The organism is Limimaricola sp. AA108-03, assembly GCF_050847355.1.
In the GTDB taxonomy this organism is placed as follows: domain Bacteria; phylum Pseudomonadota; class Alphaproteobacteria; order Rhodobacterales; family Rhodobacteraceae; genus Limimaricola.
The window spans coordinates 3,079,395-3,101,708 of sequence record NZ_CP193755.1; the positions used below are offsets into that span (position 1 = coordinate 3,079,395).

General features: G+C 68.4%; 23 protein-coding genes. 5 read left to right on the plus strand and 18 right to left on the minus strand.

Going from position 1 to position 22,314, the window contains the following annotated elements:
• Positions 1 to 108: 108 nt before the first annotated feature.
• From infB to dps, 7 genes are all read right to left on the minus strand, one after another.
• Positions 109 to 2,610 (minus strand): translation initiation factor IF-2, encoded by a 2,502-nt coding sequence (gene infB, locus ACRAQ3_RS15005; protein WP_269397291.1) that lies wholly within the window; start codon positions 2,608 to 2,610, stop codon positions 109 to 111.
• Positions 2,611 to 2,615: 5 nt separating this feature from the next.
• The gene (locus ACRAQ3_RS15010; protein ID WP_085895259.1) at positions 2,616 to 3,239 is read right to left on the minus strand and encodes an RNA-binding protein; all 624 of its coding nucleotides are present in this window, start codon (positions 3,237 to 3,239) and stop codon (positions 2,616 to 2,618) included.
• Positions 3,240 to 3,246: 7 nt separating this feature from the next.
• Positions 3,247 to 4,863, minus strand: coding sequence for a transcription termination factor NusA (gene nusA, locus ACRAQ3_RS15015; RefSeq protein ID WP_085895258.1), 1,617 nt, complete (start codon positions 4,861 to 4,863; stop codon positions 3,247 to 3,249).
• Positions 4,863 to 5,441, minus strand: coding sequence for a ribosome maturation factor RimP (gene rimP / locus ACRAQ3_RS15020; protein ID WP_269397292.1), 579 nt, complete (start codon positions 5,439 to 5,441; stop codon positions 4,863 to 4,865). The genes nusA and rimP overlap by 1 nt, the downstream gene beginning before the upstream one ends.
• A gap of 148 nt (positions 5,442 to 5,589) precedes the next feature.
• Complete coding sequence (locus ACRAQ3_RS15025) at positions 5,590 to 6,207, minus strand: glutathione S-transferase family protein (RefSeq protein ID WP_269397293.1); 618 nt, start codon at positions 6,205 to 6,207, stop codon at positions 5,590 to 5,592.
• Between the two features lie 31 nt (positions 6,208 to 6,238).
• Positions 6,239 to 6,733 (minus strand): DUF2165 family protein, encoded by a 495-nt coding sequence (locus ACRAQ3_RS15030; protein WP_432255159.1) that lies wholly within the window; start codon positions 6,731 to 6,733, stop codon positions 6,239 to 6,241.
• 228 nt (positions 6,734 to 6,961) lie between these two features.
• Positions 6,962 to 7,435 (minus strand): DNA starvation/stationary phase protection protein Dps, encoded by a 474-nt coding sequence (gene dps / locus ACRAQ3_RS15035; RefSeq protein ID WP_269397295.1) that lies wholly within the window; start codon positions 7,433 to 7,435, stop codon positions 6,962 to 6,964.
• Positions 7,436 to 7,786: 351 nt separating this feature from the next.
• Here dps and ACRAQ3_RS15040 point away from each other — a divergent pair, with 351 nt between their 5' ends.
• Positions 7,787 to 8,419 (plus strand): hypothetical protein, encoded by a 633-nt coding sequence (locus tag ACRAQ3_RS15040; RefSeq protein WP_269397296.1) that lies wholly within the window; start codon positions 7,787 to 7,789, stop codon positions 8,417 to 8,419.
• Between the two features lie 308 nt (positions 8,420 to 8,727).
• Here the strand turns inward: ACRAQ3_RS15040 and ACRAQ3_RS15045 are convergent, their stop codons facing one another.
• The 5 genes from ACRAQ3_RS15045 to pip form a co-directional block, all read right to left on the minus strand.
• Positions 8,728 to 10,272, minus strand: coding sequence for an ABC transporter substrate-binding protein (locus ACRAQ3_RS15045; RefSeq protein WP_269397297.1), 1,545 nt, complete (start codon positions 10,270 to 10,272; stop codon positions 8,728 to 8,730).
• A 46-nt stretch (positions 10,273 to 10,318) separates the two neighbouring features.
• Positions 10,319 to 11,962: an ABC transporter ATP-binding protein gene (locus tag ACRAQ3_RS15050; protein ID WP_432255160.1), complete on the minus strand. Its 1,644-nt coding sequence runs from the start codon at positions 11,960 to 11,962 to the stop codon at positions 10,319 to 10,321.
• Positions 11,959 to 13,131 carry an ABC transporter permease gene (locus tag ACRAQ3_RS15055; protein WP_269397299.1) on the minus strand — a complete coding sequence of 391 codons (1,173 nt, stop codon included), beginning with the start codon at positions 13,129 to 13,131 and terminating at the stop codon, positions 11,959 to 11,961. The genes ACRAQ3_RS15050 and ACRAQ3_RS15055 overlap by 4 nt, the downstream gene beginning before the upstream one ends.
• Positions 13,128 to 14,120, minus strand: coding sequence for an ABC transporter permease (locus ACRAQ3_RS15060; protein WP_269397300.1), 993 nt, complete (start codon positions 14,118 to 14,120; stop codon positions 13,128 to 13,130). Before ACRAQ3_RS15060 ends, ACRAQ3_RS15055 begins: the two co-directional genes overlap by 4 nt.
• Before the next feature lie 127 nt (positions 14,121 to 14,247).
• Complete coding sequence (gene pip / locus ACRAQ3_RS15065) at positions 14,248 to 15,240, minus strand: prolyl aminopeptidase (RefSeq protein WP_269397301.1); 993 nt, start codon at positions 15,238 to 15,240, stop codon at positions 14,248 to 14,250.
• Between the two features lie 63 nt (positions 15,241 to 15,303).
• On the opposite strand from pip, the gene ubiG reads away from it, so the two are divergent.
• Positions 15,304 to 16,071, plus strand: a complete 768-nt coding sequence (ubiG, locus tag ACRAQ3_RS15070) for a bifunctional 2-polyprenyl-6-hydroxyphenol methylase/3-demethylubiquinol 3-O-methyltransferase UbiG (protein WP_432255161.1) — start codon at positions 15,304 to 15,306, stop codon at positions 16,069 to 16,071.
• On the opposite strand, the gene ACRAQ3_RS15075 is transcribed toward ubiG, so the two are convergent.
• From ACRAQ3_RS15075 to ACRAQ3_RS15090, 4 genes are read right to left on the minus strand one after another with little or no spacing between them, the layout of a single operon-like run.
• Positions 16,068 to 16,511, minus strand: coding sequence for a MarR family winged helix-turn-helix transcriptional regulator (locus tag ACRAQ3_RS15075; RefSeq protein ID WP_085895241.1), 444 nt, complete (start codon positions 16,509 to 16,511; stop codon positions 16,068 to 16,070). The genes ubiG and ACRAQ3_RS15075 overlap by 4 nt on opposite strands.
• Entirely contained in the window at positions 16,508 to 17,344 is an 837-nt protein-coding gene (locus ACRAQ3_RS15080) for a carbon-nitrogen hydrolase family protein (protein ID WP_432255162.1), read from the minus strand. The genes ACRAQ3_RS15075 and ACRAQ3_RS15080 overlap by 4 nt, the downstream gene beginning before the upstream one ends.
• Complete coding sequence (grxC, locus tag ACRAQ3_RS15085; RefSeq protein ID WP_085895239.1) at positions 17,341 to 17,610, minus strand: glutaredoxin 3; 270 nt, start codon at positions 17,608 to 17,610, stop codon at positions 17,341 to 17,343. Before grxC ends, ACRAQ3_RS15080 begins: the two co-directional genes overlap by 4 nt.
• Positions 17,611 to 17,646: 36 nt before the next feature.
• Positions 17,647 to 18,357, minus strand: coding sequence for a double zinc ribbon domain-containing protein (locus ACRAQ3_RS15090; protein WP_432255163.1), 711 nt, complete (start codon positions 18,355 to 18,357; stop codon positions 17,647 to 17,649).
• Between the two features lie 28 nt (positions 18,358 to 18,385).
• Here ACRAQ3_RS15090 and ACRAQ3_RS15095 point away from each other — a divergent pair, with 28 nt between their 5' ends.
• Both ACRAQ3_RS15095 and hemH read left to right on the plus strand, forming a co-directional pair.
• Positions 18,386 to 19,213, plus strand: coding sequence for a methyltransferase domain-containing protein (locus ACRAQ3_RS15095; protein ID WP_432255164.1), 828 nt, complete (start codon positions 18,386 to 18,388; stop codon positions 19,211 to 19,213).
• A gap of 117 nt (positions 19,214 to 19,330) precedes the next feature.
• The gene (gene hemH / locus ACRAQ3_RS15100) at positions 19,331 to 20,380 is read left to right on the plus strand and encodes a ferrochelatase (RefSeq protein ID WP_432255165.1); all 1,050 of its coding nucleotides are present in this window, start codon (positions 19,331 to 19,333) and stop codon (positions 20,378 to 20,380) included.
• A 54-nt stretch (positions 20,381 to 20,434) separates the two neighbouring features.
• On the opposite strand, the gene ACRAQ3_RS15105 is transcribed toward hemH, so the two are convergent.
• Positions 20,435 to 21,034: a L,D-transpeptidase gene (locus ACRAQ3_RS15105; protein WP_269397307.1), complete on the minus strand. Its 600-nt coding sequence runs from the start codon at positions 21,032 to 21,034 to the stop codon at positions 20,435 to 20,437.
• Between the two features lie 164 nt (positions 21,035 to 21,198).
• Here ACRAQ3_RS15105 and ACRAQ3_RS15110 point away from each other — a divergent pair, with 164 nt between their 5' ends.
• The gene (locus ACRAQ3_RS15110) at positions 21,199 to 21,708 is read left to right on the plus strand and encodes a CAP domain-containing protein (protein WP_432255166.1); all 510 of its coding nucleotides are present in this window, start codon (positions 21,199 to 21,201) and stop codon (positions 21,706 to 21,708) included.
• A gap of 77 nt (positions 21,709 to 21,785) precedes the next feature.
• Here the strand turns inward: ACRAQ3_RS15110 and ACRAQ3_RS15115 are convergent, their stop codons facing one another.
• Positions 21,786 to 22,280: a L,D-transpeptidase family protein gene (locus ACRAQ3_RS15115; protein WP_432255167.1), complete on the minus strand. Its 495-nt coding sequence runs from the start codon at positions 22,278 to 22,280 to the stop codon at positions 21,786 to 21,788.
• Positions 22,281 to 22,314: the final 34 nt, after the last annotated feature.

Genomic DNA, 22,314 nt, shown 5'->3' on the forward strand with positions numbered 1-22,314 from the left:
CCATGGATCGCGGCCCGCCCATGCGGCGTCAAGCGGCGGACACGTCGCATGACGGAAAAGGGGCGGCCCGAAGACCGCCCCTTTCCAATTCTCCATCGCGCGGGAAGGTCAGAGCGACCGCTCGACCGATTCCCGCTCGAAGATCTCGATGACGTCGCCGGGGCGGATGTCCTCGTAGTTCTCGAAGGCCATGCCGCATTCCTGACCCGACTGCACCTCGGACACCTCGTCCTTGAAGCGCTTGAGCGTCTTCAGCGTGCCCTCGTGGATCACCACGTCGTCGCGCAGCAGGCGCACGCCGGCCGAGCGACGGGCCACGCCCTCGGTGACGAGGCAGCCCGCGACCTTGCCGACATTGGAGACCTTGAAGACCTCCTTGATGCTGGCATAGCCGATGAACTTCTCGCGGATCTCGTTCGACAGAAGGCCCGAGGCCGCCTGCTTCACGTCGTCCACGAGGTCGTAGATCACGCTGTAATAGCGGATCTCGACGCCCTTCTGGTTCGCGGCCTGACGCGCGGGCGCGTTGGCCCGGACGTTGAAGCCGAAGACCGGCGCGCCCGAGGCCTCGGCGAGACCGATATCGCTCTCGGTGATCGCGCCGACGCCCGAATGCAGCACCCGGACCCGGACCTCGTCATTGCCGATCTTCTCCATCGCCTGGACGATGGCCTCGGCCGAACCCTGCACGTCGGACTTCACCACGATCGGCAGCTCGGAGACGTTCTTGTCTTCCTTGGCCTTGGCCATGAGCTGCTCGAGGGTCGTCGCGGCACCGGCGGCGGCGCGCTTCTCCTTGGCGGCGTTGGCGCGGTATTCCGCGATCTCGCGGGCCTGCGCCTCGGTCTCGACGACGTTCAGCACGTCGCCCGCCTCGGGCGTGCCGTTGAGACCCAGCACCTCGACGGGGACCGAGGGACCGGCCTCCTCGACGCGCTCGCCCTTGTCGTCCACGAGCGCGCGGACCTTGCCCCACTGCTCGCCCACGACGAAGATGTCGCCGCGCTTGAGCGTGCCGTTCTGCACGAGGACGGTCGCGACCGGGCCGCGGCCCACGTCGAGCTGCGCCTCGATCACGGCACCCATCGCCGGACGGTTCGGGTTGGCCTTGAGCTCGAGGATCTCGGACTGCAGCGCGATCGCCTCGAGCAGCTGGTCCAGACCCTTACCGGTGATCGCCGAGACCTCGACGTCCTGCACGTCGCCGGACATCTTCTCGACGATGACCTCGTGCTGGAGCAGGTCGGTGCGGACCTTGTCGGGGTTGGCGTCGTACTTGTCGATCTTGTTGATCGCCACGATCATCGGCACCTTGGCGGCCTTGGCGTGGTTCAGCGCCTCGATGGTCTGCGGCATCACGGCGTCATCGGCCGCGACCACCAGCACCACGATATCCGTCACCTGCGCGCCACGGGCGCGCATCGAGGTGAAGGCCGCGTGGCCGGGCGTGTCGAGGAAGGTCAGGCGCGTGCCACTCTCGGTATCCACCTGGTAGGCGCCGATATGCTGGGTGATGCCACCGGCCTCGCCCGAGACGACCTTGGTCTTGCGGATCGCGTCGAGCAGCGAGGTCTTGCCGTGATCGACGTGACCCATGACCGTGATGATCGGCGCGCGATCCTGCAGGTCCTCGGGCTTGTCCTTGACCTGCTCGATCACCTGCTCGACGTCGGCATCCGAGACGCGGACGACGCGGTGGCCGAAATCCTCGATGATCAGCTCGGCGGTGTCGGCATCGATCGACTGGTTCTGGGTCGCCATGATGCCGTTCTGCATCAGCGACTTGACCACGTCGGCCACGCGCTCGGCCATGCGGTTGGCAAGCTCGCCCACGGTGATGACCTCGGGCAGCTGCACGTCGCGCACGACCTTTTCGCGCTCGACATGACCGCCCATCGCCTTCTGGCGCGCGCGCTCCTGCTTGCGCTTCATCTGCGCCATGGAGCGCTGGCGGCCGCCTTCGCCGGACAGCGCCTGGTTCAGCGTCAGCTTGCCCGAGCGGCGGTTGTCGGCGCCACCCTTGGTCGCGGGCTTGGCCTTCTTGTCGGCGCGGGCGTCGCGGTCGCGATCGCCGGCCTTGCGGGGGGCCGAGCCGGGACGCGGGCCGCCGGCCGGCATCTCGCCGGGGGTCGCGGCGGCGGGCTGCTGCGGCGTCGGCTGGGCGGCGCGGCGCGCGGCCTCTTCGGCCTCGCGCTTCTTGCGCTCCTCTTCCTCGGCCTTGGCCTTCAGCGCTTCCTCGCGCTCGCGGTCCTCGCGTTCCTTGGCCTCGATCTCGGCGCGGCGGCGCTCGCGCTCCTCGGCGCGGGCGGCCTCCTCGGCGGCACGCTTCTCGGCCTCCTCGGCCTCACGGGCCCGGGCCAGCGCCAAGGCGCGCATCCGGCGCTCGAGTTCGGCCTCGCTGATTCCGGCCGGGCGCTTGGACGGGTCGCCCCGCACCGCGCCGGTCGCAGCCGTGCCCTGCGCCGCGCCGCCCGGCTTGGGCACCACGACGCGCTTGCGTTTGGTCTCGACCACGACGTTCTTGGTCCGGCCATGACTGAAGCTCTGCTTGACGTTCCCCGGACGGGATCCGCGCAGACCAAGAGGTTTCTTGCCGTCGGTATCGCTCATCAGATTTACATATCCTTCCCGGAGGCCGTATCGCCGCCGTTGCTCTCTCGTAGACCGCGCAGTTTCGCGGCCTCCTCTACAACACGGTCGCTGAGTCCGCCAGCGGCGAGCGCGCCGTGTATCACACTTTGCCGGCCGAAAGCCAAACCCAATTCTTCCGAGGTCAGGCAGCCGTAATATCTTGCCCCCGTGGGGGTCCAGAGCTTGGACTTGCCGCGCACCGACCCGTCGGAGGCCTGAAGCAGCACGCGGACGTGATCGCCAGCAAGCGCCGCCTTCACCTTTTCGAAGCCGGCGATCGCCAGCCCCGCCTTGCGGGCCAGAGCGATCAGATCGACCACCCGGCGCGCCTGCTGACGCTCCACCTCGGCCGCCAGCCCGTCCGGCACCGTCACCGGCGCCTTGGCGGCGCGGGCGAATTGCCCGCGCTTCGCCGTTTCTATCACGGCCTTCTCGGCCGTCACGTAAATGCCCCGTCCCGGCAGCTTGCCGAGAATGTCGGGCACCACCTGGCCGTCGGGGCCGATCACGAAGCGGATCAGGCCGGATTTCGGCTGCACGTCACCGGTGACGATGCATTTCCGTTCCGGCCCGTCGGCCCGCTCCGCCTTCATTCCACCGCGACCCATGCGTGTCTCAGACCTCTTCCTCGTCGTTCTCGGCCGCCGCGGCGGCCTCTTCGGCGGCGAGCTCGTCGGGATCGACCCAGCCCAGCGCCACGCGCGCGGTCATCACCAGCTCCTGCGCCTCTTCGAGGCTCACGTCGAAGGGCTCCAGCACGCCGTCATCCTTCACGCGCTCGCCGTTCTGGGTGGTCCAGCCGCCGGCCAGTTCCCAATCCGCGCAGGTCGCGAAATCCTCGAGCGTCTTGACGCCGTCCTTGGCGAGCGCCTCGACCATCTGCGGGCTCAGCCCCGGGAAGCCGATCAGGCTGTCCTCGACCCCCAGCTCGCGGGCCCGCTCCAGCGCGGCCTTGTTCTGGGCGTCGATATAGTCGCGGGCACGCGCCTGGAGCTCGGCGGCGGTGTCGCTGTCGACACCGTCGATCACCAGAAGCTCGTCCTGATCGACATATGCGACCTCGTCGAGATTTGTGAACCCCTCGGAGACGAGAAGTTGCGCGAAGAACTCGTCGAGATCGAGCGTGTCCATGAACAGCTTGGTGCGGGTCTCGAACTCGGCCTGACGGCGCTTCGATTCCTGCTCCTCGGTCATGATGTCGATGTCGAGCCCGGTGAGCTGCGACGCCAGGCGCACGTTCTGGCCGCGACGGCCGATGGCGAGCGACAGCTGCTCCTCGGGCACCACCACCTCGATCCGCTCGGCCTCTTCGTCGAACACGACCTTGGAGACCTCGGCCGGCTGCAACGCGTTGACGAGGAAGGTCGGCATGTCCTCGTTCCACGGGATGATGTCGATCTTCTCGCCCTGCAGCTCGCCGACCACGGCCTGGACGCGGCTGCCGCGCATGCCGACGCAGGCGCCGACCGGGTCGATCGAGTTGTCATAGGAGATCACGGCGATCTTCGCGCGCGAGCCGGGGTCACGGGCCACGGCCTTGATCTCGATGATGCCCTCGTAGATCTCGGGCACCTCCATCTTGAACAGCTCGGCCATGAACTCGGGCGCGGTGCGCGACAGGAAGATCTGCGGGCCGCGGACCTCGCGGCGCACGTCCTTGACGTAGCAGCGGATCCGGTCGCCGGGGCGATAGGCCTCGCGGCCGATCTTCTCGTTGCGGCGCAGCACCGCCTCGCCGGCGCCGGGCAGCTCGACGACGATGTTGCCGTATTCCTCGCGCTTGACGGTGGCGTTGATGATCGTGCCGGCGCGGTCCTTGAACTCCTCGTATTGCCGGTCGCGCTCGGCCTCGCGGACCTTCTGCAGGATCACCTGCTTGGCCGATTGCGCGGCGATGCGGCCCAGCTCGACCGGCGGCACCTCCTCGGCATAGACGTCGCCGACCTTGGGGTCGTCGAGATACTGCTTCGCCTGCTCGACGGTCATCTCGGCCTGGTAGTTCTCCAGCTCGTCATCGGCGACGACGGTACGCACGCGGGTGAAGCGGGCGCGGCCGGTCTTGCGGTCGATGTTGACCCGGATGTCCATCTCGGCGCCGTAGCGCGACTTGGCGGCCCGGGCGAGGCTCTCTTCCATCGCCTCGACCACGAGCGCGGGGTCGATCATCTTCTCGCGCGCCACCGCCTCGGCGGTCTGCAGCAATTCCAGCTGGTTTGCGGACGTGATGGCCATCAGTCGTTCTCCTCATCACCATCAATGATGGTTTCAACATCGTCGAATTGGGTCTCGTCGATCTGCCCCGCATCCTTGCGGTTGCGCAGCACCTCGCGAATGAGCTCGTCGGTCAGCACCAGCTTGGCATCCGACAGCCATTCGAATTTCAGCCCGATCGTGCCTTCCTCGATCTCGATCAGCACCTCGTCGCCCTCGGTGCCCGCCAGCTCGCCCTTGAAGCGGCGGCGGCCGTCGATCAGCTCCTCGGTCTCGATCTTGGCCTCGTAACCCTTCCACTGCTCGAAATCCTTGAGCCGGGTCAGCGGCCGGTCGATGCCGGGCGAGGAGACCTCGAGCGTATAGGCGTCGAGGATCGGGTCCTCGACGTCGAGCACCGCCGAGACGGCGGTGGAAATCTGGCCGCAATCATCGACCTCGATCGTGCCGTCGGGCTTCTGCGCCATGATCTGCAACGTCGTGGACTTGCCCGACATCAGCCGCACGCGCACCAGCTCGAAGCCCATGTCACTGATGACGGGCTCGATGATCTCCTGGACGCGGCGGTCGATCGCGGCCTTGGCGATGAGGTCGGACATGGGGTCCTCCAAGCACAAAAAAACGGGCCAGCGGCCCGTCGATCTTTCCCGGTGGGCGCCGGTTGTGGAGGCCGGCGCGCCGCTGTTCTGAGGGGGATATAGAGGGACGGATCCGAGTCTGCAAGGGTGGCGTGTCGGGCCCGCCGGATCAGGCCTCCGGAAAGAAGGCCTCGGGCGCACGGGCCGCCGGCAGCGCGCGCATCCGCTCGATCCAGCCGGCCATCGCCGGGCTCGGCGAGACGCCGGCCTCGGTGAGCCACTGCACGTAGCCCCAGACCGCGCAGTCGCCGATCCCCGGCGCCGCGCCATGCAGGAAATCGGCGCCGTTCAGCATCCGGTCGAACCGCGCGCGGTCGACCGCGAAACGCCCCTCGAGCCAGTCGATCACCGCCGGGTCGAAGCGCGCCCCGCCCAGCCGCCGCGCCTCCTTGAGCTGCGGCAGGCACATGCCGATGCGGTTGGCCTCCCACAGGACCACCTCGCGACCGCGCCGAAGCCCGGCCGCGCTCTCGCCGCCCAGCGTCCGGAATCGGCTGGCGATCTCGATCAGGATCGCGCCGGATTGGGCATGGGCCACGCCGTCGATCATCAGCACCGGCACCTCGGCCGCCGGGCTCGCGGCGAGGAATGCCGCCGGGCGGCTGTCCGGCGGCGCCCAGATGTCGACCCGGGCCGGGCGCCAGTCGAGCCCGGCCAGGGACAGCGCCAGCGCCACCTTGCAGGCATGGCCCGAATCCGGGTGTCCATAGAGTTCGAGATCGGTCATGCGGACAGCTTCCGCCCGGGCGCGGCCGCCGTCAATGCTCGGCCGGTTCGGGCTGCATGACGAAGATGATCACCGCCAGGATGGTGATATAGAAGCGGAACGCCGGTTGCTGGCCGTTCCAGATATCGGATTGCCACATCAGGAACCACTCGGCCCCGATCGCCATGAAACCGACGAACCAGACCAGGAAACCGGTGGTCGCGCCCAGAACGGCCCAATCCTTGGCCCCGTGGAAGACGGCCGCCGGCGCCCGCAGCGCCATCGCGAGCCGGACCGCGCCGAAGCCGAGCAGCAGCGCGGTGAGCCCCTCGCCCGCGATGATCAGCCAGTAGCCCGCGTGCCACATCCATTCGGTGGTGATCGCGCGGCCCATCAGCGCGTTGCCTTCGAAGGTGGTGTCCATCGACAGCACGTGCTGCACGAAGGCGAAGTTCGAGCCGTAATCGAGAATGTTGTTGAGCGTGACGAGGAAGGCGAAGAAGGCGAGGCCGAGCAGCATCGCGATCTTGGAGAGACGCAGGGGCATGAGGGTCCTTTCGGGCAGGTCTGAAAGCATGGCCGCCACGCGCCATAGGCGAGTGAAGCGGCAAGCAGCACCGACTAGAAGTGGCAGGCCGCCGCGCTGTCCATCGCCAAATCCCCCATGCCCGTCGTGCTGTGGCCCGATTGCCGCCCCCTTGCCCGGCATGTCGAACGGGAACGGCCCGCCCTCCGGTCGGAGAGCGGGCCGTTCATGCGGCGCAGGGGTGCGTGATCAGCCGTTGGCGCCGATGAACCACGCATCCTTGTCGATGGTGCGGCTGACCTCGGTGAACAGGTCGGCGGTGTCCTCGTCACCGGCATCGCCCGCTTCCTCCATCGCCTTGCGGATTTCGCCGCCGACGAACACGTAGCGCGACTTCAGCTCCTCGACATGCTGCTTGATGTCGGAGATCTCGACCGGATAGGCGTCCAACTGCGCCTTCTCGGCCGCGACCTCGAGGGTGCCGCGGGCAAAGCCGCCGAGGATCACGGCGCGCTCGGCCATCAAGTCGGCGCCCTCGCGCAGCCGGTCGGCGGCTTCGTCGAGCAGCTCGTGCACGCCGATGAAGCCCGGGCCCTTGAGGTTCCAATGCGCCTGCTTCACCGCCAGCGTCAGCGCGAGCATGTTGGCAAGGTTCTTGTTGAGCAGATCGACCATCTGGGTGCGGACGTCCTGCGTCAGTTCTCCGGCGAAATTCTCGGGCATCGTGGTCCTCGTTCGTGACGATAGGTCATGTGTCAGCCAGCCAACGCCGCGGCGAAGCGTCGGTTCCTGAGCGGTCGGGAGCGATTGGAGAACCGGCAGGAGACCGGATTCGCCCCTCAAATCGGCCGGGAAACCGACGGCGATCGCGTCCCGCGCCATATGCACAAAGGCGGTCGCAACCTGAAGTAGCGCTGGCGGCGGGACTCCGCGGCGGACCCGCGCGCGGGTGAGCGCGTTCCCGCCGGATCGGCCCTGGCAGGCCGTGCCGTGTTTTTCAGCAGTCGGTCTGCCACGTATCCGGGCAAGGTTCGGGCGCCGGGATCGAAGGGCGCCCCAAAGAGGAGACAAGACATGATCATCCGCAAGAGCATCCTCGCCGGCCTGTCGGCAGCTTGCATCACCCTCGCGGCGCCGGCCGCGATGGCCGCCCCGAGCCAGGAAGTCGTCGAGGCCCTGGTTGCCGAGCTCGTGGAGCAAGGCTTCAACGGCGAGATCCGCATCCGCCCGAGCGGCGACCGGATCGAGGTCGAGGCCAGCGGCCCCAGCGGCTACACCGAGCGGGTCTACAGCGAGGATGGCGGGCTGCTCTTCGAAGAAGAGACCGAGATGGCGGACGGCTCGCGCGTCGAGCGCGAATACGACAGCGCCGGCCAGCTGGTGTCCGAAGAGTACGAGGCCAGCGACGAGGCCGAAGAGCTTCGCGAGATCGAGGAAGACGAGGCCGAGGAGCGGCGCGACCGCGAGGAGGACGAGGCCGAAGAGCGTCGCGAGCGCGAAGAGGAAGAAGAGGAAGAGCGCCGCGAGCGCGCGGAAGAGGAAGAAGAGGAGCGCCGCGACCGCGAGGAAGACGAGGCCGAGGAGCGTCGCGAGCGCGCAGAGGAAGAAGAAGAGGAGCGCCGCGAGCGCGAAGAGGAGCGGCGCGACCGCGAGGCTGACGAGGAAGAGGAGCGCCGCGAGCGCGAGGAAGAGGCCAACGACGACTGAGGCCCACGCCCGCGCCCCAAGCCGAGGGTTCCGTCTCCCTCAACGGAGACGGGCCGCGGCCACGGGGCCTCCATCTTCGGGACCTGCCGGGCATTCCGGCAGGTCCTTTGCTTTTGCCCCTCCCGCCGGCGGCTTGGACCGGGCGCAACGCCGGTGCCGCCGACGCCAGGAACGGACCGCTCGCCTCGCCTGCCCGGATGCGGTCATGCCGATGGCCCGGGCCGGGAGCCGCGCCGTGGAGGCACCGACCAAACGAAAACGCGCCGCCCCGGGGGGACGGCGCGCCAAATCGCGGAGAGCGGCTGGCCTCAGGCCATCCACCACCGTTCGCAGATGCGGTTGCTGTCGAGATCGAACACGTTGCCGACCACCTCGGGGTGACCGAGCTTGATGTTGTAGCCGTCGACGAAGTTCGCATACATCGGGATCGCCGTCGCGCCCTCCTTCGAGCACAGCGCCTGCATCTCGTGATACATGTCGCGGCGCTTGTCGCTGTCGAGCTCGGCGCGCGCTTCCTTCAGCAGCGTCTGGAACCGCTCGTTCTCCCAGTGCGTGTCGTTCCACGCCGCGCCGGTCTCGTAGCCCAGCGTGAACATCCAGTCCTCGGTGACCCGGCCCGACCAGTAGGAGGCGCACCAGGGCTTCTTGATCCAGACGTTGGACCAGTAGCCGTCGGCCGGCTCCTGCACGACGTTGATGTCGATGCCGCAGTCGCGGGCCGAGGCCTGGTAGAGAAGCCCCGCGTCGATCGCGCCGGCAAAGGCCGCCTCCGAGACCGAGAGATCGATGCTCAGGCCGTCGAGCCCGGCTTCCTTCAGCAGCGCCTTCGCCTTCTCGGGATCGTAGTCGTTCTGCTCCAGATCGGCGTGGTAGTACTGGTTCGCCGGGCCGATCGGGTGGTCGTTGGCCACCGCCCCGTGGCCCATCAGGATCTTCTCGACCATCTCCTCGCGCCGCACCGCGTGCTTGAGCGCCCGGCGCACCGTGACGTTGTCCATCGGCGACAGGTCGGTGAGCATCGGGAAGGTGTAATGCTGGTTGCCGGTCACCTCGTTGAGCGCGAGCTGCGGGTTGGCCTTCAGCAGCGGTTCGACCTGGAACTCGACGTTGTTCACCGCGTCGACCTGCCCGGTCATCAGCGCCGTCATCCGCGCCGAGCCGTCATTGATCGCGATCACCTCGATCTGGTCGAACCAGCCGGCCTTGCCGTCCTTGTAATGGCCGTCGACGCGGCTCAGCAGCGTGCGCACGCCGGGATCGAAGCTCTCGACCTTGTAGAGACCGGTACCGATGCCCTGCGCGATCGCCTCCTCGACGTTCTGATGCGGGTACATCAGCAGGTGATAGTCCGACATCAGGAACGGGAAGTCGGCATTGCCCGCCTCGAGCGTGAACTGCACCTGGTGATCGCCGAGCTTCTTCATCTCGGTGATCGGCGCGACGATCGGCCGGGCGGCGGATTTCGCATCCTCGTCCAGATGCAGCTTGAGCGAGGCGATCACGTCGTCGGCGGTGAAGGGCTGACCGTTGTGGAAGGTCACGCCCTCGCGCAGGTCGAAGGTCCAGGTCTTCGCGTCCGGCGTCGATTCCCACGAGGTCGCCAGCTCGCCCACCAGCTCGCCATTGGCGGCGATCTCGGTCAGGCAATCGAAGACCGCGCCATAAGCGGTGACGATCATGTAGGTGTCGGAATGGGTGCGCCCGTCCCAGCTGTCGGAGGTGTTGGCGCCCGCGAGGCCGAGCCTCAGCGTGCCGCCGCGCGACTGCGCGCGAAGCGGCAGGCCGGTGACCGACAGAAGGCCCGCGGCGGCCCCGGACCTGAGCAATCCCCGGCGGCTGATCTGTGGCAACATGTGTCTCTCCCTCTTGATTCCCTCTCGGCCCACCGGACCGATTCGCTTACATCTTATCAGTCGCCGCCTCGCCCAAGGCCTCAACTCCCCGTTCGGCCAGAAGCCGGTCGAGCCAGTCGGGATCCATCTCGGGCACCGAGGACAGCAGCAGGTCGGTGTAGGGGTGGTGCGGCGGCGTGAACATCTCGGTCTTGGGACCCTGCTCGATCACCCGGCCCTCCTTCATCACCACCACCTCGTCGGCGATCGCCTTCACCGTGGCGAGGTCGTGGGTGATGAACATGTAGCTCAGCCCGAGCTCGTCCTGCAGCCGGGCGAGGAGCTTGAGGATTCCCTCGGCCACCAGCTGGTCGAGCGCGCTCGTCACCTCGTCGCAGATGATCAGCCGCGGCTCGGCGGCGAGCGCGCGGGCGATGCCGACGCGCTGCTTCTGCCCGCCCGACAACTCGCCCGGCAGCCGGTCGCGGTAGATGGCGGGGTCGAGCTCGATCTGCTCGAGCAGATCGTCGACGCGGGCCGCCAGCCGGCGCCCCTTGAGCCCGGAATAGAACCGCACCGGCCGCCCGACGATCTGCGCGATGCTCTGGCGCGGGTTCAGCGCGGTATCGGCCATCTGGTAGATCATCTGGATCTGCCGCAGCTGGTCCTTGGAGCGCTGGCGGTAGCTCGGCGGCAGCGCCTCGCCCTCGAAGCGCACCACACCGCTCCTTGGCGGCAGCAGCCCGGTGATCACCCGCGCCGTCGTCGACTTGCCCGAGCCGCTCTCGCCCACCACCGCCACGGTGCGGCCGGGATGGATGTCGAAGCTCACCTCGTTCAACACGACCTGTTCGCCGTAAGCCGCCGTCACCCCCTCGACCGCCAAGATCGGCACGCTCTCCGGGCCGGGCTTCGGCTTTTCGGGGCGGTGATAGCCGCGCACCGCCCAGAGCGACTTGGTGTAGTCCTCGCGCGGTGCATCGAGCATCTCGCGCGTCGGCGCGGTCTCGACCTCGTCGCCCCGGAGCAGCACCTTGATGCGGTCGGCCATCTGCGCCACCACCGCGAGGTCGTGGGTGATGTAGATCGCCGAGGTGCCGAACTGGTCGACGATGTCGCGGATCGCCGCCAGCACCTCGATCTGGGTGGTCACGTCGAGCGCGGTGGTCGGCTCGTCGAAGATGATCAGGTCGGGGCGGCAGGACATCGCCATCGCGGTCATCGCGCGCTGCAACTGCCCGCCCGAGACCTGGTGCGGATAGCGAAAGCCGATCTCCTCGGGGTTGGGAAGCCTGAGCTTGGCATAAAGCTCGATCGCGTCCTCGATGCTTTCGCCCCGGTCCTGCACGCCGTGGCGCACCGGTGCCTCGACATGCTGGTCGATCAGCTTGTGGGCGGGGTTGAAACTCGCCGCCGCCGATTGCGCGACATAGGCGATGCGGCGGCCCAGCATCGAGCGCTTCTCCTCGGTCGAGGCGTTCATCAGGTCGATGCCGTCGAACATCACCGAGCCGCCCGAGATCCGCACCCCGTCGCGCACATAGCCCATCGCGGCGAGGCCCAGCGTCGATTTGCCGGCCCCGGATTCGCCGATCAGCCCCAGCACCTCGCCCCGGCCCAGCGTCAGGTCGACGCCGTTGATGATCGGGTGCCACTCCTCGTCCGAGCGGCCCTCGATCCGCAGGTCGCGGATTTCCAGAAGCGGCGTCACGATTTCAGCCCCGACGCGCGGTGCAGCATCCAGTCCACCACGAAGTTCACCCCCACGGTCAGGATCGCGATGGCCAGCGCCGGCAGCAGCGGCGCCAGCGCCACCATCGGCGCGAAGGCCGCGAAATTGATGAACTGCGCGAGGTCGCGGACCATGGTGCCCCAATCCGCCAGCGGCGGCTGGATGCCGACCCCGAGGAAGGACAGCGAGGCGATGGTCAGGAACACGAAGCAGAACCGCAGCCCGAACTCGGCCAGAAGCGGTGCCATGGCGTTGGGCAGGATCTCGCGGAACACGAGATGGCCCATTCCCTCGCCCCTGAGCTTCGCGGCCTCGACGTAATCCATCACCACGATGCCGATGCCGACCGAGCGGGCGAGGCGGAACACCCGCGTGCTGTCGATCACCGCGATGATCAGCACCATGTAGAAGGTGAGCAGCCCGCGCGCGCCATCGGCCCAGACCGAGGCGATGGTGAGCAGCAAGAGCGCGAAGATCAGCGACGGGATCGCCATCAGCACGTCGACGCCCCGGCTCAGCACCTGATCGAGCCAGCCGCCGACAACGGCGGCCAGAAGCCCCAGCGAGCCACCGAGAAAGAAGGCTAGAAGCGTTGTCGCGAAGGCGAGGCCCACGGTGTTCTGCGCCCCGTAGATCAGCCGCGAGAGGATGTCGCGGCCGATCCGGTCGGTGCCCAGCGGAAAGGCCGGGTCGCCGCCCATCGCCGGATCGCCGCCCGGCACCACGTTGGCCGCGCCCAGCACCGCCTCCTGCCCGTGCGGGGCGATCCAGCCCGCGAAGATCGCGACGAAGGCGTAGATCAGGATCACGAGGATGCCGAAGGCCGCCGTCAGCGGCATCTTGCGGAACTGCCGCTTCAGCCTCTCGGGCCCGAGATGGCGCCCGGCAAGACGGAACAGGAAGGCCGCGACCGCGCAGATCGCAAAGCCCATCACCGCCCAGCGGAAATACACCGCCCCCGGCTTCATCCACAGCCAGATCCCGGCCGCGATGGCGGCGAGCGCCAGCGCGTAGCCGAAGGCCACGCCATAGGACATGTCGCGGTAGCGCGGCGCGTTGCCGCTGAGCCTGCGCGCCGCCCAGAGACCGATCCAGGCCAGCGCCGCGATGGCGGCAAGCGCGCCGAGGAGCCAGATCCAGAGACTCATTTCGGGTGCCTCAGACGCGGGTTCGAGATGATCGACAGGATGTCGGCGGTGAGGTTCAGCAAGATGTAGGCAGCGGCAAAGATCAGGCAGCAGGCCTGCACCACCGGGATGTCGCGCAGCTTCACGCTGTCGACGAAGAGCTGGCCGATGCCGGGATAGACGAAGACCACCTCGACCACGACGACGCCGGTGACGAGATAGGCGAGGTTGAGCGCCACCACGTTGACGATCGGCGCCAGCGCGTTCGGCAGCGCGTGGCGCCAGATCACCCGCAGCGGCCGCATCCCCTTGAGCCGGGCCATCTCGATATAGGGCTGCGCCATCAGGTTGAGGATCGCGGCCCGGGTCATCCGCATCATGTGCGCGGTGACCACCAGCGTCAGGGTCAGGGCCGGCAGCAGGGTCTTTTCCAGCCTTTCGCCGAAGCTCATCCCGGGAAAGATGTTCGACAGCGACGGCAGCACCGGGTTCACGACGGCGAACAGCAGGATCAGGATGTAGGCCACGAAGAATTCGGGGCTGGAGATCGAGGACAGCGTCGCGATGTTGGCGCCCTTGTCGAAGGCGGTATCGCGCCACAGCGCCGCGAGGATGCCGAGGCCCACCGCCAGCGGCACGGCGATGGCCGCCGTCACGCCCGCGAGAAACATGGTGTTGGCGAAACGCGGCCCGATCTGCGCCAGCACCGTGGCCGAGGGGTCGACCCGGCCCGTGAAGCTCGCGAAATTCGCCTGCGCGAAGCTGACGCCGAGATCACCGCGCGCCGCGTCCCAGAGCCACTGCGCGTAGCGGACCGGCAACGGCTGATCGAGACCGAGCTGGGTGCGGATCGCGGCGACCGCCTCGGGCGTCGCGGACTGGCCCAGCACGGCCTGCGCGAAATCGCCGGGGAGCAGATTCACCGCGCCGAAGATCACCGCCGAGACGATGAGCAGCGTCAACAGGCCAAGCGCCAGACGCTGCAGAACGATACGGATCACGCTCCCCAAACTGCCGTGCTCTCCCCTGGGACCCGGGATGCGGGTCGCTGCGGTGCGGTTCCGCACCTTCTTGATTGCGGTCAGGTTAGCGAAGCCTCGGAATCTGTAAAGCCTTGTGGTGATTACCCAACGTCGCCTAGCCGAAGATCGGCCCGTCATTGCCCCGGCCCAGCGCGTCGGTGGCGCGCACCAGCTCGGCCGAGATGCCCGGCTCCGACAGCGCGTGACCGGCGCGCGGGATCATCCTGAGCGTGGCGGCGGGCCAGCGCGCGACGAGGCTGTGCGCCCCGGCGGGCGGGCAGATCATGTCGTAGCGCCCCTGCACGATCAGCCCGGGGATCTGCGCGATCCTGCCCATCCGTTCGAGGATGCCCTGCCCCGGCGCAAGAAAGCCGCGATTGTGGAAGTAATGGTTCTCCAGCCGGGCAAAGGCGCGGGCGTATTCGGCGGGACCGTCGCCCAGCGGCCCGTCATTGTCGATCGAGGCCAGGGCGTTCTCCCAAGAGGCCCAGCTGCGGGCATGGCGCAGCTCGCAGCCCGCATCGCCCGAGAACAGCCGCCGGTGATAGGCGCCGATCAGGTCGTCATGCTCGGCCTCCGGGATCGGCGCGGTGAAGCGCTGCCACAGCTCGGGCCAGAACTGCCCGGCGCCGCCGCCATAGAACCACTGCAACTCGGGCTCGGTCATCAGGAACACGCCGCGCAGGATCAGCGCCGCGGCCCGCTCGGGGTGGGTCTGCGCGTAGATCAGCGCCAGCGTCGCGCCCCATGAGCCGCCGAACAGCACCCAGCGCTCGATCCCGAGCATCTCGCGGATATGCTCCATGTCGGAGACCAGATGCCACGTCGTGTTGGCCTCGACGCTGGCATGCGGGCGCGAGCGGCCGCAGCCGCGCTGGTCGAACAGGATCACCCGCCAGGCCGAGGCGTCGAAATAGCGCCGCATCGCCGGCGAACAGCCGCCGCCCGGGCCGCCATGCAGCACCACGACCGGCTTGCCGTCCGGGTTGCCGCATTGCTCGACATAGATCCGGTGCCCGTCGCCGACATCGACCATGCGCTGGTCGAAGGGCTCGACGGGGGGATGAAGATGCGCGATGGCGCGACGGTGACCTGAGACCTTGTCCATGCCCGACCTATATAGGCACAAGCATCATGCCGTCACCCGCCCGCGACGAAGAAGGACCGAAACATGCCGCAGACCGATCCCGCCCGCTCCACCGTCGATGCGCAGGAGGTCGCCAAGTTCGAGGCGATGGCCGCCGAATGGTGGGACGAGAACGGCAAGTTCAAGCCGCTGCACATGCTCAACCCGTGCCGGCTGGGCTACATCACCGACCAGATCGCGGCGCAGTTCGACCGCGATCTTTCGGCGAAGACACCGTTCGAGGGTCTGCGGATTCTCGACATCGGCTGCGGCGGCGGGCTGTTGTGCGAACCGATGGCGCGGTTGGGCGCGACGGTGGTGGGTGCCGACGCGGCCGAACGCAACATCCCCGTGGCACGGCTCCATGCAGAGCAGTCGGGGCTCGAGATCGACTACCGCCACACCACCGCCGAGGCGATGGCCGAGGCGGGCGAGCGGTTCGATGTGGTGCTCAACATGGAGGTGGTCGAGCACGTCGCCTCGCCGATCGACTACCTCAGCGCCTGCCATGACCTGCTAAAGCCCGGGGGCCTGCACATCTGCTCGACCCTGAACCGCAACGCCAAGAGCTTCGGCATGGCGATCCTCGGCGCGGAATGGGTGATGCGCTGGCTGCCCAAGGGCACGCATGACTGGAAGAAGTTCATCACCCCCGACGAGCTCTACGACCTGCTCAGGCGCGCCGGGCTGACGCCGGTGGACCGCAAGGGCATGGTGTTCAACCCGATCTCCTGGAGCTGGTCGCTCTCGGAGCGCGACCTCTCGGTCAACTACGTCACCGCGAGCCTGCGGCCCGAGCGCGTCACGCTCTAATCCACGTCCGAAAGCCTCAGCCTGAGCTCGCGCAGCACCGGCAGCGCGGCGCGGGCCCGCTCGGCGCCGACCCGTTCGACCACGTCAGAGACGATCGGCGTGATCGCGGCGACGGCGGCGTTGCGCGCCTCAAGCCCGGCCGGGCTGATCGCCACCATCTTGCGGCGCGCATCGTCCCAGTCGGGACGGATATGCACCCAGCCCGCCCATTCGAGCTTGCCCAGCGTGTTGGTCATCGCCCCGCGCGTCAGGTGAAAGGTCTTGGCGAGCTGCGCCGGGCTGCGCTCGGACCCCGAGAAGGCGAGGTGGTTCAGCACCGAGAAATGCGACAGTTCCATGCCCTTGGGCAGCACCTTCGACATGGTGTTGCGCGCCAGCTGGTCGACGGCCAGGATCTCGCTGAACAGCGTGATGGCGAGATTGTCGAGAGGCTGGCTCATGCGGGTCCTTCATAGGGGCGGTCATGCGCGAGCGAGGGCACCCGCCGTCTCGCTTGTGCCACTTCGGCCATGTCCAGATCAACGATGCTGATACCGGCGGCCGTGCCGGCATCGGCGATCACCGCGCCCCATGGATCCACCGCGAGGCTGTGGCCCCATGTCTCCCGGGCCCGGCCCTCGGTCGTGGCGTGGCGCCCGCTCTGCGCCGCCGCCAGCACGTAGCAGCCGGTCTCGATGGCGCGGGCCCGCAGCAGCGTTTCCCAATGCGCGGCGCCGGTGACCGGGGAAAAGGCGCTGGGCACCAGCAGGATCTCGGCCCCGGCCTGCGCCAGCGCCCGGTAGAGATGCGGAAACCGCACATCGTAGCAGATGGTCAGCCCGATCCTGCCCAACGGTGTCTCGGCCAGCACCGCGCGATCGCCGGGGCGGTATCCGGCGGATTCGCGGTAGGTCTCGGTCTCGCTGACCTCGACATCGAACATGTGGATCTTGTCGTAGCGGGCATGGATGCCGCCATCGGGCCCGATCAGCAGCGAGCGGTTGGCAAAGCGCCCATCCGCGTCCCCGGTCTTCACCGCGATCGAGCCGAGCGACAGCCAGATGCCCGCCCGCGCCGCCTCGTCGCGCATCGCCGCGAGCATCGGATCCTCGGCCTCGTGCCGCAGCACCGCGAGCTGCCGCGCCCGGCTGGCCGAGACGCAATTGGAGACCTCGGGCGTGCAGACGAGCTTTGCGCCCTGCGCCACCGCCTCGCGGACCATCCCGCGCAGCGCCTGGACGTTCTGCGCCGGATCGTCCGAGGCGGTGAACTGCAGGAGCGCGGCGCGGGTCACTTGCCCAGCATCGGGTCGAGCCCGCCGCGACGGTCGAGAAGCGCCATGTCGTCATAGCCGCCGACATGGGTGCCGCCGATGAAGATCTGCGGCACGGTGCGGCCGCCATTGGCACGCTGCACCATCTCGGCGCGGCGCTCGGGCTGGGCCACCACGTTGATCTCGGTATAGCTGACGCCCTTCTGGGCCAGCAGGCGCTTGGCGGCGTGGCAGTAGCCGCAGGTGGGCGAGGTGTAGATCTCGATCTGTGGGGTCGTCTCGGCCATTCGTGTTCTCCGGAAAACAAAGAGGTTTCCCATGATCTAGGCATCCGGAGCGGCGCGGGCCAGTGCGATCACGCAGATCTCTTTCGCCCCAGCGGCGCGGGCCGCGGCGGCGCAGGCCGCGAGCGTGGCGCCGGAGGTCAGCACGTCGTCGGCGATCAGAACCTCGCGCCCCGCCAGCCGCGCGCCGCGGCGCGGATGCGGCACGATCGCCCCGTCGAGCGTCGCGTGGCGGGCACGGGCATCGCCGGACAGGCTGTCGGTCGCGCGGCGCCGCCACAGCGCGTCGGGGCAATGATCGAGCCGCAATTCCCGCGCGATGCGCGCGGCCAGCAGCGCCGACTGGTTGTAGCGGCGCTGCCAGAGCCGGCCGCGATGCAGCGGCACCGGCACCACCAGCATGCCGGGCCGCGCCAGATCCACCGCCGCGCGCGCCATCCAGCGCCCCAGAGGCCGCGCCAGATCGGTGCGGTCGCCATGCTTGAGCGCCAGCGCCAGCCGCCGCCCGCCATCGCGGTAGCGCAGCACCGCCCGCCCCGCGCGCCATGGCGGCGGGGTGACAAGGCAGGAATCGCAGCGCAGCCCCGGCTCCGCCTCGCCCGGCAGCGGCCGCGCGCAAAGATCGCAGAGCGCGCCACCGAGGAACGGCGTGTCGCGCCAGCAGGCCCCGCAAAGCCCGTGATCCGCCTCGGTCATTTCGCCGCAGCCCATGCAGACCGGAGGGTAGATCGCCCTCAACACGCTTTGCATTCCGGTGCCGCCCCCCTATCTGCGGCGGATGTCACAGACCCAGCGCCCCGCCCTGTTCGATCGCCCCGCCCTCGCGCTTCGCCGCGCCCGCGCCGCGCGTGCGCCGGCCCTGTTCCTGCAGGAGGCGGTGGCCGACGACGTCGAGGATAGGATCGCCGAGGTTAACCGCAGCTTTACCGAGCCGGCGGTGGTGACGCCCTGGCCCGGTCTCTGGGCGCGGCGGCTGCCGGAGGCGAAGATCGTTCCCGATGCCGAGATCCTCGATCTCGCCCCCGGCACGCATGACCTGGTGATCCACGCGCTGGCGCTGCACTGGACCGAGGACCCGATCGGCCAGCTGATCCAATGCGCCCGGGCGCTGCGCCCCGACGGGCTCCTGATCGCGACGCTGTTCGGCGGCGAGACGCTGGCGGATCTGCGCGCGGCGCTGACCGCCGCCGAGACCGCCGTCACCGGCGGGCTGTCGCCCCGGGTCGCGCCGATGGGCGAGATCCGCGATCTCGGCGCGCTGCTGCAACGCGCCGGGCTGGCGCTGCCGGTGGCCGATGGCACGCCATTCGACGTCAGCTACGAAACCCCGTTCCACCTGATGCGCGACCTGCGGGCGATGGGCGAGACCAACGCGATGGCGGGCCGCCTGCGCCGTCCCACCCGCCGCGCCGTGATGGCCGAGGCGGCGCGGCTCTATGCCGAAAGCAACATGCGCCCCGATGGCCGGGTCGGCGCGCGTTTCGAGGTGATCACCCTGACGGGCTGGGCGCCGTCGGCGGACCAGCCGCAGCCGTTGCGCCGCGGCTCGGCGACGCATAGCCTCGAAGAGGCGCTGCGGCGCGCCCGCGACGAAAGCGCCGATTGACCCGATGGCCGCGGGACCCGATCCCTGCGGCCGAACCTGCCGGCAGCTTGTCGGGACCGCATTTCCGCTACCTTGCTTTGAAAACATTCATTAACGCCGCAGCCCCGAGGACAGACGATGCTCGACGCGACCCGACCGACCCACGCCCCCGCCGATCACCCGGCGCTGCCGAAATCCCGCGTCGGCATCCTCGTCGCCAATCTCGGCACCCCTGACGGCACCGATTACCGCTCGATGCGGCGCTACCTGTCCGAGTTCCTTTCCGACCGCCGTGTCGTCGATACCAACCCGTTGATCTGGCAGCCGATCCTGCAAGGCATCATCCTGTCGAAGCGGCCGCAGAAATCCGGCGCCGCCTACCGCTCGATCTGGAACGAGGAACTGAACGAGAGCCCGCTCCGGACCATCACCCGCGCCCAGACCGACGCGCTGCGCGCCCGCTTCGAGGCGGAGCATGGCGACGCGGTGCAGGTCGAGTTCTGCATGCGCTACGGCAATCCCTCGACCAAGTCGGTGGTGCGTCGCATGGTCGAGACCGGCTGCCGCAAGATCCTGTTCTTCCCGCTCTACCCGCAATATGCCGGTGCCACCTCCGCCACCGCCAACGACGCCTTCTTCAAGGCGCTCTCCAAGGAGAAGTGGCAGCCCACCGCGCGGGTTGTGGACCCCTATTTCGACCGGCCCGACTACATCGAGGCCCTTGCCAACTCGGTGCGTCGCGCGCATCCCACGCCCGAAAGCCGCCCCGAGGTGCTGGTCTGCTCCTATCACGGCCTGCCCAAGCGCTACCTGCTGGAGGGCGACCCCTATCACTGCCAGTGCCAGAAGACGACGCGGCTGCTGCGCGACGCGCTGGGGTGGGAGGACACGCGCGTCGTGACCACCTTCCAGTCGGTCTTCGGCCGCGAGGAATGGCTCAAGCCCTACACGGTCGAGGAGGTGGCGCGGCTCGCCAAGGACGAGGGCGTGCGGAAGATCTCGGTCTGTGCCCCGGCCTTCTCGGCCGACTGCATCGAGACGCTCGAGGAGATCAACGAGGAGATCCGCGAGAGCTTCGAGCATGCGGGCGGCGAAAGCTTCACCTACATCCCCTGCCTGAACGAGCACCCCGAGCATATCGACATGCTGGAGCGGGTGATCCGCGAGAACCTCTCCGGCTGGATCTGAGACACGAAAAAGGGGGCCGTGCGGCCCCCTTCCCGCATGCGCTGCGGCGCGATTTCAGATCAGCATGACCTGCGTGCCGATCTTCGACAGCGAGAACAGCTCGGCGATGTGCTCGTTGTAGAGACCGATGCAGCCATTCGAGGACCGGCGGCCGATCTTGCGCGTGTCGTGGGTGCCGTGGATGCGGTAATACTGCCAGGTCAGCCACATCGCATGGGTCCCCAGCGGGCTGTCGGGACCGGCGGGGATGTATTCGGGCCATTCGGGGTTGCGCTGGCGCATCTCGGGCGTCGGACGCCAATCCGGGCCCTCGACCTTCTTGATGATCTCGGTGCGGCCGAGGCGGGTGAGATCGGGCGTCAGCGGCACCGAGCTCGGATAGAGCCGGTAGACGCTTTCGTCCTCGCTCCAGAAATGCACGGCCCGGCTCTGGGTATCGGCGAGGATCGCGCCGTTGCGCAGGTCGGAGAAATAGGGCCGCCAGTCGAGCGAGCGGAAGCTCGAGACGTTGCGGCTCACGGAGGACGAGATGTCGCCTTCGATCTCGGTCGAGCCCGACAGGGCGAGCGCGGGGCTGGCCAGCGCGGCCGCGCCCAGCGCGGCAGTTGCGGCGATGAAGCCGCGGCGGTTCAACGCTTTGGGGTCGTTACCCATGCGAATCTCCAGACAGGGGGTGACGTCACCGGAATCTGGTAGATCGCGATCTCGTGAGGCGCAATTCACGCAAACGTCAGGGTGGCGGGGCACCGCCGATCTCGTTTGATCTGTCGCTCCAACGCCGCTAATCAGGCGCCTGTTCTCGATCTCACAGGTGACGCATGCAGCGACGCGAGCTGATTCTCGGTCTTCTCCTCACCGGCCTTTCGGCCTGCGCCGCGCCCTCGGGCCGGATCGGTCCGGACGGGCTGCCGCTGCCGCAGGTCTACCGGATCAAGCCCGAGGACGAGGCGCAGATCCCCTACCGGCTGCTCGATGGCGTCAACACGCTGCGCCGGGCGCGCGGCCTGTCGCAGCTGACGCTCGACGCGCAGCTCAACGCCGCCGCCGCGACGCATTCGCGCGACATGAGCGTCCAGAACCGGCCTTGGCATTTCGGCTCGGACGGCTCCTCGCCGGTCGACCGGCTGCGCCGCGTCGGCTTTTCGGGGCGGCTCGTGGGCGAGGCGATTTCCGAGACCTACGAGACCGAGCTCGAAACCCTCGCCGCCTGGATGGAGGAGCCGGCGACGCGCGACGTGATCCTCGACCCCGCGGCGACGCGGATGGGCCTCGCCTGGTTCCAGGAACCGGCGGGCAAGATCTGGTGGACCATGGTGCTGGCCGCCTGAGACGGCGCGCCCGTAGGGGCCGGACAGGAAAAAGGGGCGCCGCGGCGCCCCTTCGCATGTTCGGGAGGCCCTCGGCCTCAGGCCTTGACGAAGACTGGCGTATAGTCGCCGACCATCGAATAGATCTCCTCGACCTCGCTGTTCATCACCGCGATGCAGCCGGCGGTCCAGTCCTGCTTGTTCTCGAAGGCCCGGGGCGTGCCGTGGATGAAGATCTCGCCGCCCGGGCTCTTGCCATGCGCCTCGGCGAAGGCGCGGTCGCGGTCGTTCGGATAGGAGATCCCGACCGACAGGTGATAGGCGCTGTTGGGATTGCGGCGGTCGATGATATAGGCGCCCTCCGGCGTCTTGCCGTCGCCCTCGAACTGCTTGTGGCCCACCGGCGCGAAGCCGAGCTGGAACGGATAGGCCTTCAGCGCCTTGTTGCCATGCATGAGATAGAGCCTGCGCTGCGACTTGAAGGCCATGATCGAGGTCACTTGCGGCCCGTCATAGCTCAGCACCTTGCGGCCCGAGCACGCCGCGAGAAGCGCCGGCGCGGCGAGGAGGATCTTGCGTCTGTCGATGGTCATGCTGCCCACTGTCCCGGTCTGATGCCGTTTGATT